Origin of the sequence: Pseudomonas sp. Z18(2022) (assembly GCF_036346535.1) — a bacterium.
GTDB classification, from domain to species: Bacteria; Pseudomonadota; Gammaproteobacteria; order Pseudomonadales; family Pseudomonadaceae; genus Aquipseudomonas; species Aquipseudomonas yamanorum_A.
In genome coordinates, this window is the sequence record NZ_JAOTOA010000040.1 from 1 (window position 1) to 14,966 (window position 14,966).

A 14,966-nucleotide genomic window follows, 5' to 3' on the forward strand; every position below is an offset into this window, starting at 1 on the left:
GCAGGACGCCGGTTTAGCCGCGACGGGGCAGGGACGCCCCGTCGCGGCGGCCCGCTTCGTGATGCCGGAGTGCGGGCACACCGAGCCTAAGCGAGGTGCCGAGTGGTGGGGCAAGAGCGTTTTGCTTACTTTTGCGCTCTTCAAAAGTGAGCCGCTGTAAGAGCGGAACCATAGGCAGCCGTTACCTAAATAACGGATATACCCCCAACATCAGCAAAACCTCAAGGCCTCACCCGCGCCACCCGCCACACCTTGTTCCCCACATCATCCGCCACCAGCAAAGCCCCCTGCCCGTCCAGCGCAACGCCCACCGGACGCCCCTGAGCCTCCCCATCCCCATTCAAAAACCCGGTGAGAAAGTCAACCGGCACCCCCGAAGGCTTGCCTTCCTTGAAGGGAACAAACACCACCTTATACCCCGCCTGCGGATTACGATTCCACGACCCATGCTCCCCCACAAACACCCCATCAGCGAACGCAGCAGGCATCCCCCGAGCATCAGAAAAGGCCAACCCCAACGGCGCAACATGCGTCCCCAGCGCATAGTCCGGCGCAATCGCCTGGGCAACCTTGTCCGGCCGCGGCGGCTGCACCCGGCTATCAACGTGAGCCCCGTAATAACTCCAAGGCCAACCATAGAACGCGCCATCCTGCACCGACGTCAGATAATCCGGCACCAGGTCACTGCCAATCTCATCCCGCTCGTTGACCACCGTCCACAATTGCGTAGAGCCAGGCTTCCACGCCAGACCATTGGGGTTACGCAACCCACTGGCAAACAGCCGCTTCTGGCCACTGCCCAGGTCCACCTCCCAGATCGCCGCACGCCCGTCCTCGGCTTCCAGCCCGTTCTCCCCCACATTGCTATTGGACCCCACGGTCACGTAAAGCTGGGTGCCCTGAGGATTGGCGAGCACGTTTTTGGTCCAGTGATGATTGATCCCGGCCGGCAGATCGGTGACCTTCACCGGGACCGCGTCAATGTGAGTCTGCCCCCGCACATAAGGCACCTTGACCACCGCATCGGCATTCCCGATGTACAACTCATCCCCCACCAACGCCATGCCGAACGGCGAGGTCAGGCCATCGAGAAAGACACTCTTCACCTCAGCATGCCCATCGCCATCGGCGTCCCGCAGCAGCGTAATACGATCGGCACTCGGCGCGTCGGCACCCACCCGGCCCATCACAAACCCCATCGCGGTACGACGCGCCCAGGCGAGCAAACCCGTGCCGCCGTCGGTGGCGCCTTCAGGCATGGGCGGATGGTTACTCTCGGCCACCAGCACGTCACCGTTGGGCAAGGTGTACACCCAACGCGGATGATCAAGGTTTTCGGCCAACGCCGTTACCGTGAACCCTTCGGGTGCCGTGGGCTGGGCATTGCCGGGCCAACCGACGGCCTTGGACACCTTGAGCGTCGGGATCAGCGAGGTGGTGGGCTCGGGCAATTGCGGGCTTGGCCCAACACCGGCCTGAAACGGCAGTTTGGAAGACTCACCACAGGCGCTGAGAACAGCCGTGGTGGTGATCAGCAGCGCAAGGCGGCTTGGTACATTCATCGGAAAACCTCGGGACAGCCCAGCAGTGGGCAAACAAAATCCCGACGGAGTATTGCGTCATTCCCCGGCACCAAACACCGCCTTCCACGCAATTGAGTTTTAACCCTGTCGCACAAGTGGCCCTGCCGCATTCCTCAGGCGCGCCAAGGCCCCAACGCCAGGCTATAGGGAGAAAACCCCTCGAACTGCCAACGCAACGCCAGCGCCGCCTCCCGCCGAACCACATGCTCCACAGTCACGCGCCACAACCGCTCCGCCCCTTCGAACTTGGCCAACTCAGCCCCACCCAGAATCACCTCCGCCCGCCCGGCCACCTGCAACACATCACCGGACGCAAAATCCACAAACAACAACCCCGCAATCGGGTTGAGCTGCAAATTGCCCAAGGTGTTGAAAAACGAGTTGCCGGTAAAGTCCGGAATCGTCAGCACATTTGCGTCTACCCGCACAAACCCGCGGTTGCCGCCCCGGTGCGAAACATCCACCGAACGCTTGGCCGCATCACCCTCAAGCTCCACATAACTGGCGACGAAGAAGGTGTCGGCATTACGAATCGCTGCTCGATCCGCCTCTTCAAGGGAATGGGCACGCTGCACCAAACCTGCAGCAGAGCGCGGCCCCGAGCCCTCAGGATCCACCGCACGCAGTTGAATGTACTTCGGGCAATTACCAAAGGTATGCACCACATCCACGGCAAAACCGTCGACACCCGCCGTGCCCACAACCCCGTTCATGCGATTGCGCCGGCGTGTATTCAGATCTATGCCCAACAGCCCCACCGCCGCGCCTTTTTTCAAGCCGGCTGCGGCGGGATCACCCACGGCTGGCAGGCTGTCGATGCGCAACCGGTAAGGGTCCGGCGAATACACAAACCCCGGCGCGCCCTCCAGCAGCGTGGCCCAGGGAAGTCCCTGATCATCCACGGTACCCACCACCAGATAGGGCAATAATTCATAGAAGGCCCGATGCTGTTCCGGCAGGTGATCGCGTATGACCTTGGCGCCGATCACCTCCATGCGCTCGGCCACGCCGGCACTCTGCTGCAACTGCCGCTCGCCGGCATGCCATGGCGAGACGGGGGACGCGTCCTGGTGATTCATGATCAAGCCCTCGGTGGATGAAACGCCGGATGTTCACGCAACGCCGCCACGCTGAAATCGACAAAACTGCGCACCCGCATCGACGCATTTCGCCCTTCGCGGTAGACCACATGCACCGGCAGCGGCGGCTGTTCAAAGGCCTGTAATACCCGGCGCAATTGACCGCTCGCCAGGTGTTCGTGGAGCGGATAACTCAGGCACCGGACCAACCCGGCACCTTGCACCGCCGCATTGATCGCGCCCTGCACCGTGGTACACGCGAGGCGCGCACGGGCCTTGATGCTGGACCCTTGGAAATCCCACTGCACCCACTCCGAATACGCCTGGGTTGCGACCAGCCGATGCTGCTTGAGCGCCTCGGGTTGCCGCGGCTCGCCATGGTTCTGCAGATAGCCAGGGCTGGCACAGACGATGTTGCGCACATGGCCCACAGGCCGTGCAATCAGGGATGACTCGGGCAGTTCTCCCACCACAACCGCCACGTCCAGGCCCTCTTCATTCAGGTTCGGATAATGGTCGTGGTAGTGGGCAAACACCCTCACCCCGGGATATCGCTCCAGGTAGTCGGCCAACAAGGGCGCCATCACATAACGGCTGAACAGAAACGGGAAAAACACCCGCAGGTTGCCTTCTGCCTGCGCATGCGCGCCCTTGGCGGAGGCTTCGGCGGCGCTCACGCCGTCGAGGATCCGCGAACAGTCCGCCATGAACCTCACGCCCGCTTCGGTGAGGCGAATGCCCCGGGTGCTGCGCTGTACCAATGGCACCCGCAAGCGTGCCTCCAGCCGGGCAATTGCACGAATCACCGTAGGCCCCGAGATGCCCAGGAAACGACCAGCCGAGGCCAGGCTCGGCTGACGGGACAGCGCCTGGAATATCTGCATGTCGCGATAACGGTCCATCACGCAGGCCGCTTTATCGAGGAGTTGAGCGCCGCATCCTGCCCCAGCCGACTGACCAGGAAGTCCACGAAGGTGTTGATTTTCGCCGGCACCCGGGCGCTGTTCTGGAACACCACTTGGATCGGCAAGGCCGGCGGTTCGAAGTCTTGCAGGATGATTTCCAGTGCGCCTGCACGCACATCGCTGGCCACCTGATAAGACAGCACCCGCGTGACGCCCCAGCCCAGGCGCGCCAGGTTGATCGCCGCGTTGTTGGCGGTGACCACCAGGCGTGGATCAACCGCCACATTCAATGGCTGGCCGCCTTCGATGAACTGCCATTCACTGACCAATTGGCTGGAAGACGACGTGACAATCTTCGCCTCCCGCAGTTGCCCCGGGTGCAGTGGCCGGCCATGCCGTTCAAGGTAGGCCGGCGCGGCGCAGACCACGCGGCGCACCTCGCCGACCTTGATCGCCTGCTGTCCGGTCTCCTGCAAGTGCCCGATGCGCACCGCTACATCCACGCCTTCATCGGTCATGTTGACCACGCGATCCACCAGCAGGGCGTTGATGTTGACTTGGGCAAACAGGTCCAGGTATTCACCGAGGACCGGCGCGACGAACAATTCGCCGAACAACACCGGCGCGGTAACCGTCAGGTGCCCCCACGGCACCGAGAAGCTGCCGGCCGCCGCCTCTTCTGCCTCCGTCAGCTCCGCCAGGATGCGCCGGCAATCGTCCAGGTAACGCTGGCCGGCCTCGCTCAAGTGCAGGCTGCGGGTAGTGCGCGAGAGCAACTGCGTGCCGATACGCGCCTCCATCGCAGCAATGGCGCGGGTCACGCTGGGGGGCGAGATGTTCAGGCGCCGGGCCGCAGCGGCAAAGCCCTGTTCTTCGGCGACGGCGAGGAATATCTGCATTTCCTGGAAACGGTCCATGGGGCCCCTTTAATCGAATGTCATACGCCAACCCTGTGGTTTGGGGTCTTGGTGAAGAGCCTTATTGTGGTGAGGGAGCTTGCTGTGGCGAGGGAGCTTGCTGTGGCGAGGGAGCTTGCTCCCGCTGGAGTGCGCAGCGCTCCTATCTTTTTTGGGGCTGCTTCGCAGCCCGGCGGGAGCAAGCTCCCTCGCCACAGCAAGCTCCCTCACCACAAAAACACTCAAGCTTTTGTTAAACCTACGGCCGTGCGCTGCATACCGACAAACCCCGGCAGCGCCTCGATGCTGCCCAGCCAGGCACGAACCTGCGGGTAGTCATCCAGCGCGACGTTACCTTCCGGGGCATGGGCGATGTAGGTGTAGTGCGCGATATCGGCAATCGACGGCTGGTCACCGACAAGGAAGCGGCTCTGCGCCAACTGTTGCTCCACCACATTGAGGAAGGCATGGGAGCGGCTGATGGCTGCCTCGGCATCCAGCGCCGCGCCAAACACCGTGACCAATCGGGCGGCAGCCGGGCCGACGTGCAGTGGCCCCGCCGCAGCCGAGAGCCAACGCTGCGCCCGGGCCTGGGCCAAGGGCTCGGTCGGCAGCCACTGGCTGTTGCCATAGCGGCCGGCGAGGTACACCAGGATCGCGTTGGAGTCCGCCAGCACTACGCCGTCGTCATCGATCACCGGCACCTGGCCGAAGCTGTTGAGGGTGGCCAGGAACTCGGGAGTCTTGTGCGCGCCCTGCTTCAGGTCGACCAGCACCAATTCGGCGGGCACGCCCAGCAGCGACAGCATCAGCTCGACCCGGTGGGAATGGCCAGACAAGGGGTAACGGTATAGTTTGATCATGACAGGCTCCGCGGTGTGCCAGGGACTCGACCCGGTGATCGGGCCAATGACGCCTATCTTCCGCCGCTACGGCCCACAGCAGAATAGCCAGCTTTTGCAATCCAGCGTTTCACCGGATGAAACAATCACTCGCCAAACAACTCGCCGATCAGGTTGAACACGGTGGTTTTCACCGCGCTGTCCAGTTCAGTCCACGCCAGCCCGGTACGGGCCTGGAACGTCCCCAGTTCAAGATGCCTGGATACGCAATTGGCCGGCAACGCCCGGGCGGCCTGCTGCGGCAGCACACCGACGCCCAGGCCGGCGGAGACCAGCGCGAGCATGGTGGTGAACTCGCCAAGTTCGGAGGCGATCTCCAGGGGCACACCCACGGCCTGGACGAACTCGTCGTAGAACCCCGGGGCATAACGCCGGGCCAGGATGAACACCGGCACCTTGAGCAAGTCGGCTGGCTGAACGATGTGCTGGGCCGCAAACGGATGGTCGGCGGGCAACGCCACCACAAAGCTTTCCTGCAACACCGGGCGGGTCTGCACGCCGGGATAGGCCGCCGGCAAGCGCATCAGGCCAAAATCCAGCTGGCCGTTTTTCAACGCACCGGCCTGGTCCGGACCGGGCATGTCCTTGAGTTCCAGTTCGATTCGCGGATAGCGCTGGTGCACCGCACGAATCAATTCAGGTAGCAACTGCGGCAACACCGAGGAGACAAACCCCAGGCGCACCCGGCCAATCTCCCCACGGTTCGACGCCCGGGCAGCATCGGCGGCGCGAGCGGCCTGGTGCAGGGTGGCCTGGGCTTCGGGCAGAAACACCCGCCCGGCTTCCGTCAGCGTTACCGAGTGCCGGTTGCGGTCAAGCAGGCGCACGCCCAGGCCGCCTTCGAGCAGTTTGATCTGCATGCTCAGCGCCGGCTGCACGATCGACAACTGCGCGGCTGCCCGGCCGAAATGCAGTTCCTGGGCGAGCACGACAAAGGCGCGCAGGTGCTTGAGTTCCATCAGAAGGCTCCGGTTATCACGATTCTTGATCACCCGATCACAAATGAAAATTGGACGCCGGGCCACGGCTGCGGTGAAGTAAGGCCTGCCATACACGATATGACAGGCTCTGGCCTATCACAATGAGCACAGGCTCGGCCTGCCTGGATTGAGATTGCTGATCACCTGGAGACCAGCCATGCAAAGCGTTTTAGACAGCTTCCGCCTCGACGGCCGCCTGGCCCTGGTTACCGGCTCCAGCGCCGGTATCGGCCTGGCCATCGCCCGAGGCCTGGCCCAGGCCGGCGCGCGGGTGGTGCTCAACGGGCGCAACCGCAGCACCTTGCGTGACAGTGCCGCACTGCTGGCGGCGGAAGGTCTGGAGGTGCACACCCAGGCGTTTGACGTCACAGACGGTGCCGCAGTGCTGGCCGCCGTGGCGGATATCGAAGAGCGCCTGGGTGCGCTGGACATCCTCGTCAACAACGCCGGCATGCAACGGCGCGGGCCACTGGAGGACTACAGCGAAACCCACTGGCGCGAGTTGATGAGCACCAACCTGGACAGCGCCTTCCTCGTCGGCCAGGCCGTGGCCCGGGCGATGATCCCGCGCAAGCGGGGGCGCATCATCAATATCTGCTCGGTGCAAAGCGAGCTGGGCCGCCCGGGCATCGCCCCCTATGCTGCCAGCAAAGGCGCGCTGAAGATGCTCACCAAAGGCATGGCCATCGACTGGGGCCCCCATGGGTTGACCATCAACGGCATCGGCCCCGGCTATTTCAAGACCGAACTGAACGCCAACCTGGTGGCCAACCCCGAGTTCAGCGACTGGCTGGTGCAACGCACGCCGAGCCGGCGCTGGGGTGACGTGGCCGAACTGGCGGGCGCTGCCGTATTCCTGGCCAGCGACGCGGCGAGTTTCGTCAACGGTCATATCCTGTACGTGGACGGTGGCATCACCGCCTCGCTGTAACCCGGAGAATTTCATGCACGCGATTGTCTGCCATGCCTCAAAAGATTTGCGGGTAGAACCTCAAGCCGAACCCCAGGCACTCGCCCCCGACCAGTTGCGGGTGCGCATTGCCCGGGGCGGCATCTGCGGCTCGGACCTGCATTACTACCAGCACGGCGGCTTCGGCACCGTGCGCCTGCGCGAGCCGATGGTGCTGGGCCATGAAGTGTCGGCGGTGATCGAGGCCGTGGGCCGGGAAGACGGACCCTTCACGATCGGCCAACGCTTGTCGGTCTCGCCGTCACGGCCTTGCGGCGGTTGCCGTTATTGCCATCAAGGGCTGCCGAACCATTGCCTGAACATGCGTTTTTACGGCAGTGCGATGCCCTTCCCCCACGTGCAAGGCGCGTTTCAGCAAAGCCTGGTGATCGAGACGCATCAGGCGCACCTGCTGGCCGATCATGTGAGCCTTGCCGAAGGTGCGATGGCGGAACCGTTGTCCGTGGGTTTGCATGCCATCCAACGGGCCGGGGTGGTGTTCGGCAAACGGGTGCTGGTCACCGGCTGCGGGCCCATCGGCAACCTGTTGATCGGCAGCCTGCGGGCGGCGGGTGCGGGAGAGATTGTAGCGGTGGACCTGGCTGCAGGCCCCTTGGCCTGCGCGGCGAAAATGGGCGCCAGCCGCATCCATAATCTGGCGGAAGATGCCGACGCGCTGAAGCGCTACACCGCTGAAAAAGGCTACTTTGACGTGATGTTCGAAGTCTCCGGCAGCGCCCAGGCCTTGCGCAACGGGCTGGAGTGCATGGCCCCACGCAGCGTGCTGGTGACGGTGGGTTTGGGGGGCGAGGTCTCGCTGCCGTTGAACATGCTGGTGAGCAGGGAGATCGACTTGCGGGGCACCTTTCGCTTCCATTCGGAGTTTGCCCAGGCGGTGGATTTGCTCAACCGCCAGGTGATTGATGTGCGGCCGGTGATCTCTCATACCGTGCCGTTCAGCGAGGCGGTTAAGGCGTTTGAGCTGGCGGCGGATAAAAGCCAGGCGATGAAGGTGTTGCTGGATTTTGGCGTGGGTGATTGAAATCGCCATGGGGCAATAGCACTTCTGTTTTGGAGATGGACCGGAGGGCATATCCGTTGCTGCGGTCAGGGCGGCTATTGGTTCCGCTCTTACAGCGGCTCACTTTTGAACAGCGCAAAAGTAAGCAAAACGCTCTTGCCCCACCACTCGGCACCTCGCCTAGGCTCGGTGTGCCCGCACTCCGGCATCACGAAGCGGGCCGCCTAAGATCAAGATCAAAAGCAGATCAACAGCACAGCGGCCTACAGGCCGGCTTGAGTGTGGTGAAGCAAAGGCAAAATCTAAAGCGAGCACGGTCCACTGTAGGAGCTGGCTTGCCGGCGATGGTTGTTAACGATGACGCTGGCATCCTGAATGAACGCGCCGTTCTCAGGTTCTTCGCCGGCAAGCCAGCTCCTACAGAAAAGCGGCTTTTGCTTTTGCTTTTAACACTCAGGTCGGCTTTCAGGCCGCCGTGCTGTTGATCTTGCTCTTGATCTGACTGCCCCATTCAGCCCTAGCGAGGCGCCGACAGGCGGGGCAGAGCCCTTTGCTTACTTTGGGCTGGGCCGGCATTCCGGCTTTTCCAAAGTGAGTCGCTGTAAGAGCGAAACCATAAGCCGCCGTTACCGCAGGAATGGATATGTACACAGTAAACCACCCAAAAACGCTACCCTCCCTCACCAGGATTACACCCGCTCTTCAAGCCGATACCGCAAAAACCGATGCCCCGGCGAAAACAACCGCCGGTAGGTAAGCAACACCGCACCCACCGTACCCAACGCCGAAGACGCGGCGATCAAAAACATGATCACAATCTGGTAACGCACCGCGTCCACCGGACTCTCTCCCGCCAGCACCTGGCCAGTCATCATGCCGGGCAGGCTGACAATCCCCACCACCGTCATCTGGTTCAGCGTCGGAATCATCCCCGCCCGCACCGCCTGGCGAATCGCGTCCTGCGCCGCTTCCCAGCGCGAACCACCCAACGCCAGGACCATCTCGATAGTATTGCGCCCCGAGGTCAGCTCCTGAGTCATGCGCTCAATCCCCAACGATACACCGGTGAGCGTATTCCCGAGAATCATCCCAAGAATCGGGATCGCATACTGCGGCTCGTACCACGGGTGAATCCGGATGATCGCGAACAGGCCAACCGCCGTCACCAGCCACGAACTGCCCCACACCGACACAATGCTGTCGGCCCGCTGCCCGGCATAGGTACGCTTGCCACGCCCGGCGGCCGAGAGTCCGGCGATCAGGGTCATCAGGCACATCAGCGGCAGCACCACGTACCAGTAGGCAAATTCAAAGACCCAGCCCAGCAAATACCCGATCGCCAGCAACTGCACCACCGTGCGCACAGCAGCCCAGAACAACTGGAGTTCCAGGCCCAGGCGCAACAACAGCGACAGCGCGCCATTGATCAGGATCAGCGAAGCGGCGATGGCCATGTCCAGTGCCGTAAGGTCGTGATAGTTCATGGCTGCACGGCCCCCGTCAGCACACCGGCATCCATGTGCAGGTGAGTGGTGCTCATGCGTTGCGCCTGCTCAAGGTCGTGGGACACCCAGATGTAGGCATGGTCGTTATCCGCTGCGGCCCAGGCGTTGATCAGCGCCTCCACTTCCCGGGATGAGGCCGGGTCGAGGGCGGCGGTGGGCTCATCCAGCAACAGCACATCGGGATTGAGTTGCAGGGTGCGGATCAGTGAAACCACCTGGGATTCACCGCCGGACAAATCCCCGGCGGTCTTTGCCAGGAAGCCCGGCTCTTTTCCCGCGTGGGCCAGCAGTGCATTGACGGCCTGCGGGTCGAAACTGAGGTGGTGCAAGGCCTTGAGGCTGTAGGGGAAACGCAGGTTGTCTTCCACGGAGCCCTCGATCAGCGCCGGGCGTTGGGCGAGGTAGCTGATATGGCTGCGGTACTGCGGGATTTGCACGTTGGCGATGGGTTGCCCATTCCAGAGGATATCCCCGGAGGACGGTGCATCGAGCAAGGCAAGTGCCCGCAGGAATACGCTTTTGCCGGAGCCGGATGAGCCGGTGATGGAGATCCGGTCGGCGCGGTGCAGTTGGAAGTTCGTCGGGTGCAACAGTTGGAGTTGGCGGCGCTCGTCCATCCGCGTGAGCGCCCGGGTTTCGACTAATACGCTCATGGAGTTGATGATCCTTGTTCCTGATTTAGGCGCAATGGTAAGACACGTGGCGAGGGAGCTTGCTCCCGCTGGGCTGCGCAGCAGACCCAAGAAATTGACGGGTTTTTTCAGGTGTATCGCAGTGGCTTTATTGGGGCCGCTTCGCGTCCCAGCGGGAGCAAGCTCCCTCGCCACAGCAAGCTCCCTCGCCACAGCAAACTCCCTCACCACAACAAGCCCTCTCGCCACAGGTTTTATTCAGCGCTTGGGCTCCAGCGACACCAGGCGCGGCTTGATGGACTTCTCCCGCACCTCGAGCAGCGCCAGGGTCACCGGCAACTTGAAACGCCGCCGCCCTGCACTGCCGGGATTGAGAAACAATCGCTCGCCGCGCCACTCGATCAGCGGCTTGTGGGAGTGGCCGGTGATCACCAGCCTGATGTCCGGATCAAGCACCTTCGGCACATCGGCAATGTCATGCACCAGCAGCGACCGCCAGCCATTCAGGTCGAAATCCAGCCGGTCAGCCAGGTGTTCTGCCCAGGCGGCGTCGAGGTCGTTATTGCCGCGCACCACATGCAACGGCGCAATCGAGGCCAGCAGTTCGAGAATTTCCGGGCTGCCGATATCCCCGGCGTGAACAATCTGCTCGCACCCCTCCAGGGCCGCCAGGGCCTCGGCGCGGAGCAGGCCGTGGGTATCGGAAATCACACCAACTTTCATGAACGTCTCCTGTGCCAGACACCGGCACTCTGGGCCGAGCGGCTTGCAATCAATCATTGCACTGCCTATATTTCCCGCCTGGCGCCATCTACGCCACCATCCGCGGAAAGGGCTGTGCCCAAGACCTTGACTGAATATCACATTTCTACGACTCCCAACCTTAAAGCGGACAAGGTTTGTGCAAGGAGATCGTATGTCGCAATCATTATCGTCTACTAACGGCCGTATCAACCTTGAGCAGCAACGCAAGCGCGCCAAGGAGCTTTTGCTGCGCCTGAAAAACGCCGATGCCGCCGCTACTCCCACCTTATCCGATGCCCAGTGGCTGATCGCCAAGGAGCTCGGTTTCCCTAGCTGGCCCAAACTGAAAGCCCACGTCGATGCGGTAGATTTTGCCGCCCGCCATCCGGGTTTCGAAGCCAGCGACGAGGCCCGCACCACCCACTGGCGCTGCGGCAACGACATCGCCCACAGCCTCGGCGTGGCGGGGTTCAAGGGCCACTTTCGGATGCTGATTGATCCATTGTGCATGGGCCCGGTGCAGGACCTGCCAGCCGAGCAATACCAGGCCGTTCGCAGCCGCTACATCAGCCAGGTGTTTGCCATGGATGAGGCCGAGGTGGCGCGCCGGCATGCCGACGAATACACCCATCTTGAACAGTTGGGCAGCAGCGGCCACAGCGTATTGTGGTGCGAGGCAGATGCGTACGATCAGTTGTTCCTGATGCGTGCGTTGGCGGGGCTTGAGCATCTGCCTGAAAAGCTTGAGCTGATCGAGGTCGACCGTATCCCCGGCGTGCAACGTTTTATCGGCATTGGCCAATTGGCGCCCGAAGTGTTGGCATGGCTCTGGCCCCAGCGCCGCCCGGTCGATGAGAGCATGCTGCAACTGGCGCGGCAGGCCTGGTCGGCGTATTGCGCCAGCTCGCCGCTCAAGCTGGCGGAACTGGGCCGGGCCCACCATCCATCCCTGCCCTTCCTGGCCCCGGCGTTGCGCCGGCAGTTGCAGGAGCTGCCGGGGACGCGGGACGGTTTGTCACTGACCGAGCGCCTGTCCCTGCACTACGTGGCCGAGGCCGGGCCGGTGCCGTTTGGCAGGGTGTTTGCCGAGTTGATGGGCAAGCGTGAACCGCTGCCGTACCTGGGGGACATGATGTTCCACGCGCTGATGCGGCCGTTGATTGATGGCGAGAATCCGCTGTTGATCGAGTCCGAGGCTCAGTTGCCCTGGCCTCAACGGGTGCTGGCATTGACTGCGCTGGGTCGTCAGGTTTTAAACGGGAAGGCTTACTGGCCGGACCATGCCACTGAAGAACGCTGGGTCGGTGGCGTCTGCCTGCGCCCGCGCCACTCCCACTGGACGATTGACGAACACGGCATGCCCGTGTGGCGTGATTGATTCTTCGCGAGCGCTTTGTTCTGTGTCATGTTGAACCGAAATAAGCTGCGGTTCAGCGCCATGACCTTACAACAGCTCAACTACTTTCTCGCCGCCATCGAGCACGGTACGTTCTCCAAGGCGGCGGAAAGCCTGCATATTTCCCAACCCTCATTGTCCGAGCAGATCCTGCGGCTGGAGGAGCATTTGGGCACCCAGGTGTTTATCCGCACCAATCGGCGGCTGATGCTCACCGAGGCCGGGCGACGCCTGCAGCCGTTTGCACAAGGCATGGTGACGTCAGCCCGCCAGGGTTATGAAGCGGTACAGGCGGTGCGCGAGCTGTCCGGTGGCGTGGCCAGCTTTGGTACCTTCGGCACCGCCCACCACTATTTCCTCACGGACCTGATCGAGCAGTTCCGCACCCTGCATCCGGACATGCGGATCAAGATCGTCGGCTACAACTCCTCGGAAATCGCCGAGCTGGTGAGTCAGGGCGAGATTGAAGCGGGGTTGGTGATGCTGCCGATCAAGCAGCAGAACCTCACCGTCAGCGAGCCGGTATGGTCGGCCCAGGTCGGCTATATCAGCGCCGACCCCGAGCGCCTCAAGGGCCCGAAAACCATCAGTGACCTGGCGGTGGCGCCGTTGATTCTCACCGAAGCGCGCTGGCGCACCGCCGACCCGATTCGCCGGCTGCTGGCGCAACTGGCGTCCAAGGGTGGCGAGGTGCTGGACCCGATCATCGAGGTGGAGCACCAGATCACCGGCTTCGAACTCGCGGCACGCGGGCTCGGCGATGTGATCGCCACGCGCCCGATCCTGCATCAGCTGGGCTTCAACGATCGCCTGGGCTGGGTGCCGATCAGCCCGGCGATCTTCGAAGTGTTCGGCTTTATCCACCGTCATGACACGCCCATTTCCCCACCGACGCGGGTGCTGATCAACCTGATGCGCAGCCACTTGAGCCGCATCCAGAGCCTGTATGCGCACCTGGAGACGCTCTAGCCATAGGGATCACCTATGGGAAACACATGACTTAGCCCATTCATCCACCTCTTGCCGAGCGGGATACTCCAGCCACGGACGCCAACAACAGGCGCTTGAATGGGGAGTCAGCATGTCCAATCACTACTGCATCATTGGGGCCGGGGCCGCGGGGCTGGCAGCGCTGAAGACCATGACCGATGCCGGTTTCGAGGTGGGCTGCTTCGAAAAGTCCGCCAACATCGGCGGCCACTGGAACACCGACTACGACGCCCTGCACCTGATCACGCCCAAGAGCAGCTCCTTCTTTGACGGGTTTCCAATGCCCGCTGACTATCCGGTGTACCCGAGCCGCGATCAGGTCAAGGCGTACATGAACGCCTACACCGACACTTTCGGCCTGCGGGAAAAGATCACCTTCAACACCGAAGTGCGCAGCCTCAAGCCCCTGGACGAAAACGGCGAAGCCGGCTGGCAAGTGACCCTGGCAGACGGCACCCACAAGCGCTACACCGGCGTGCTGGTAGCCAACGGTCACTTGTGGGATTGCAAGATCCCCGAGGTGGGCAAGGCGTTCACCGGCGTGTCGATTCACTCCGGCGAATACCGCAACGTGCAGCAGGTACAAGGCAAGGTGCTGGTGGTGGGTTTCGGCAACTCCGGTTGCGACCTTGCGGTGGATGCCGCCCAGGCTCGCCTGGACACCACCATTGCGATCCGCCGTGGCCAACTGTTCCAACCCAAGACCCTGTTCGGCCTGCCCCGGGGCGAGCTGCCGTTGCTGGGGCAGTTGCCGCCCGAGCAACAGAACATGGTGATGAACATGCTGATCATGGCCAGCGTCGGTACCCACAAAAACTACCCCGGCCTGCCGGCGCCAGACACCTATGACCTGGACGCCCAGCCGCCCGTGGTCAACACCCTGCTGCTGTACTGGATCCAGCACGGCCGGATCAAGGTCGCACCGGGTATCGAACGCATCGAAGGCAAGACGGTCACGTTCACCGATGGCAGCCAGGTGGATTACGACACCATCGTCTGGGCCACCGGTTTCAATACGCGCTTGCCGTTCCTCGATGAACGCCTGCTGCAATGGCGCGACGGTGTTCCGCTGCGCACCGCCGCGATGACCTTGCCGACCAACCTCGAAGGCCTGTTCTACATCGGCCTGGGTGCGCCACGCGGCCCGCAATGGCCGGTGTATTGCGAGCAGACCCGCTTGGTGATGCGCTTTCTCGGCCTGCGCGAGCGTGGCATGAAAAGCCTGGCGGCGAAGTTTGCCCAGTTGCAGCCGGCCGACTCGCGCATCGATATCGTCAAGCGCGAATGGCTGAGCAACTACCAGGACACCCAGCGCCAACTGGATGTGCTGGAACTGGCGCTGCAACCCGACGCACCTCTTCCTCAATACGCCTGATCGGATAGC

The 14,966-nt window shown here is 62.6% G+C and carries 14 protein-coding genes; 5 read left to right on the top strand and 9 right to left on the bottom strand.

Annotated elements, in window-relative coordinates:
• Positions 1 to 221: 221 nt before the first annotated feature.
• From V3W39_RS32800 to V3W39_RS32825, 6 genes are all read right to left on the bottom strand, one after another.
• Entirely contained in the window at positions 222 to 1,562 is a 1,341-nt protein-coding gene (locus V3W39_RS32800) for a PQQ-dependent sugar dehydrogenase (RefSeq protein ID WP_177047896.1), read from the bottom strand.
• Between the two features lie 134 nt (positions 1,563 to 1,696).
• Positions 1,697 to 2,662, bottom strand: coding sequence for a pyridoxamine 5'-phosphate oxidase family protein (locus V3W39_RS32805; RefSeq protein ID WP_330214111.1), 966 nt, complete (start codon positions 2,660 to 2,662; stop codon positions 1,697 to 1,699).
• A 2-nt stretch (positions 2,663 to 2,664) separates the two neighbouring features.
• A complete protein-coding gene (locus V3W39_RS32810) occupies positions 2,665 to 3,564 on the bottom strand; it encodes a LysR family transcriptional regulator (protein WP_259199474.1) in 900 nt (299 codons plus the stop codon).
• Positions 3,564 to 4,484, bottom strand: coding sequence for a LysR family transcriptional regulator (locus V3W39_RS32815; protein ID WP_330214112.1), 921 nt, complete (start codon positions 4,482 to 4,484; stop codon positions 3,564 to 3,566). The genes V3W39_RS32810 and V3W39_RS32815 overlap by 1 nt, the downstream gene beginning before the upstream one ends.
• Positions 4,485 to 4,705: 221 nt before the next feature.
• Positions 4,706 to 5,326 carry a glutathione S-transferase family protein gene (locus V3W39_RS32820; protein ID WP_330214113.1) on the bottom strand — a complete coding sequence of 207 codons (621 nt, stop codon included), beginning with the start codon at positions 5,324 to 5,326 and terminating at the stop codon, positions 4,706 to 4,708.
• 125 nt (positions 5,327 to 5,451) lie between these two features.
• A complete protein-coding gene (locus V3W39_RS32825; RefSeq protein WP_330214114.1) occupies positions 5,452 to 6,324 on the bottom strand; it encodes a LysR family transcriptional regulator in 873 nt (290 codons plus the stop codon).
• Positions 6,325 to 6,502: 178 nt separating this feature from the next.
• On the opposite strand from V3W39_RS32825, the gene V3W39_RS32830 reads away from it, so the two are divergent.
• Together V3W39_RS32830 and V3W39_RS32835 are read left to right on the top strand one after the other, a co-directional pair.
• Entirely contained in the window at positions 6,503 to 7,276 is a 774-nt protein-coding gene (locus tag V3W39_RS32830) for a glucose 1-dehydrogenase (RefSeq protein WP_177047905.1), read from the top strand.
• A 13-nt stretch (positions 7,277 to 7,289) separates the two neighbouring features.
• Positions 7,290 to 8,336 carry an L-idonate 5-dehydrogenase gene (locus tag V3W39_RS32835; protein WP_330214115.1) on the top strand — a complete coding sequence of 349 codons (1,047 nt, stop codon included), beginning with the start codon at positions 7,290 to 7,292 and terminating at the stop codon, positions 8,334 to 8,336.
• Between the two features lie 668 nt (positions 8,337 to 9,004).
• Here the strand turns inward: V3W39_RS32835 and V3W39_RS32840 are convergent.
• The 3 genes from V3W39_RS32840 to V3W39_RS32850 form a co-directional block, all read right to left on the bottom strand.
• On the bottom strand, positions 9,005 to 9,799 hold the full coding sequence (locus V3W39_RS32840) for an ABC transporter permease (protein ID WP_330214116.1): 795 nt from the start codon (positions 9,797 to 9,799) through the stop codon (positions 9,005 to 9,007).
• Positions 9,796 to 10,473: an ABC transporter ATP-binding protein gene (locus V3W39_RS32845; RefSeq protein ID WP_259199484.1), complete on the bottom strand. Its 678-nt coding sequence runs from the start codon at positions 10,471 to 10,473 to the stop codon at positions 9,796 to 9,798. Before V3W39_RS32845 ends, V3W39_RS32840 begins: the two co-directional genes overlap by 4 nt.
• 237 nt (positions 10,474 to 10,710) lie before the next feature.
• Complete coding sequence (locus tag V3W39_RS32850) at positions 10,711 to 11,175, bottom strand: metallophosphoesterase family protein (protein WP_177048849.1); 465 nt, start codon at positions 11,173 to 11,175, stop codon at positions 10,711 to 10,713.
• Between the two features lie 193 nt (positions 11,176 to 11,368).
• Between V3W39_RS32850 and V3W39_RS32855 the strand changes: the two genes are divergently transcribed.
• The 3 genes from V3W39_RS32855 (at position 11,369) to V3W39_RS32865 (ending at position 14,957) form a co-directional block, all read left to right on the top strand.
• On the top strand, positions 11,369 to 12,574 hold the full coding sequence (locus V3W39_RS32855) for a DUF1835 domain-containing protein (protein ID WP_330214117.1): 1,206 nt from the start codon (positions 11,369 to 11,371) through the stop codon (positions 12,572 to 12,574).
• A 60-nt stretch (positions 12,575 to 12,634) separates the two neighbouring features.
• Entirely contained in the window at positions 12,635 to 13,561 is a 927-nt protein-coding gene (locus V3W39_RS32860) for a LysR family transcriptional regulator (protein WP_177115511.1), read from the top strand.
• 112 nt (positions 13,562 to 13,673) lie between these two features.
• Complete coding sequence (locus V3W39_RS32865; RefSeq protein ID WP_330214118.1) at positions 13,674 to 14,957, top strand: flavin-containing monooxygenase; 1,284 nt, start codon at positions 13,674 to 13,676, stop codon at positions 14,955 to 14,957.
• Positions 14,958 to 14,966 lie beyond the last annotated feature (9 nt).

Excerpts from the sequence above, each read along its gene's own strand:
- V3W39_RS32800 (WP_177047896.1), bottom strand. The coding sequence starts at position 1,562 with ATGAATGTACCAAGCCGCCTTGCGCTGCTGATCACCACCACGGCTGTT.
- V3W39_RS32805 (WP_330214111.1), bottom strand. The coding sequence starts at position 2,662 with ATGAATCACCAGGACGCGTCCCCCGTCTCGCCATGGCATGCCGGCGAG.
- V3W39_RS32810 (WP_259199474.1), bottom strand. The coding sequence starts at position 3,564 with ATGGACCGTTATCGCGACATGCAGATATTCCAGGCGCTGTCCCGTCAG.
- V3W39_RS32815 (WP_330214112.1), bottom strand. The coding sequence starts at position 4,484 with ATGGACCGTTTCCAGGAAATGCAGATATTCCTCGCCGTCGCCGAAGAA.
- V3W39_RS32820 (WP_330214113.1), bottom strand. The coding sequence starts at position 5,326 with ATGATCAAACTATACCGTTACCCCTTGTCTGGCCATTCCCACCGGGTC.
- V3W39_RS32825 (WP_330214114.1), bottom strand. The coding sequence starts at position 6,324 with ATGGAACTCAAGCACCTGCGCGCCTTTGTCGTGCTCGCCCAGGAACTG.
- V3W39_RS32830 (WP_177047905.1), top strand. The coding sequence starts at position 6,503 with ATGCAAAGCGTTTTAGACAGCTTCCGCCTCGACGGCCGCCTGGCCCTG.
- V3W39_RS32835 (WP_330214115.1), top strand. The coding sequence starts at position 7,290 with ATGCACGCGATTGTCTGCCATGCCTCAAAAGATTTGCGGGTAGAACCT.
- V3W39_RS32840 (WP_330214116.1), bottom strand. The coding sequence starts at position 9,799 with ATGAACTATCACGACCTTACGGCACTGGACATGGCCATCGCCGCTTCG.
- V3W39_RS32845 (WP_259199484.1), bottom strand. The coding sequence starts at position 10,473 with ATGAGCGTATTAGTCGAAACCCGGGCGCTCACGCGGATGGACGAGCGC.
- V3W39_RS32850 (WP_177048849.1), bottom strand. The coding sequence starts at position 11,175 with ATGAAAGTTGGTGTGATTTCCGATACCCACGGCCTGCTCCGCGCCGAG.
- V3W39_RS32855 (WP_330214117.1), top strand. The coding sequence starts at position 11,369 with ATGTCGCAATCATTATCGTCTACTAACGGCCGTATCAACCTTGAGCAG.
- V3W39_RS32860 (WP_177115511.1), top strand. The coding sequence starts at position 12,635 with ATGACCTTACAACAGCTCAACTACTTTCTCGCCGCCATCGAGCACGGT.
- V3W39_RS32865 (WP_330214118.1), top strand. The coding sequence starts at position 13,674 with ATGTCCAATCACTACTGCATCATTGGGGCCGGGGCCGCGGGGCTGGCA.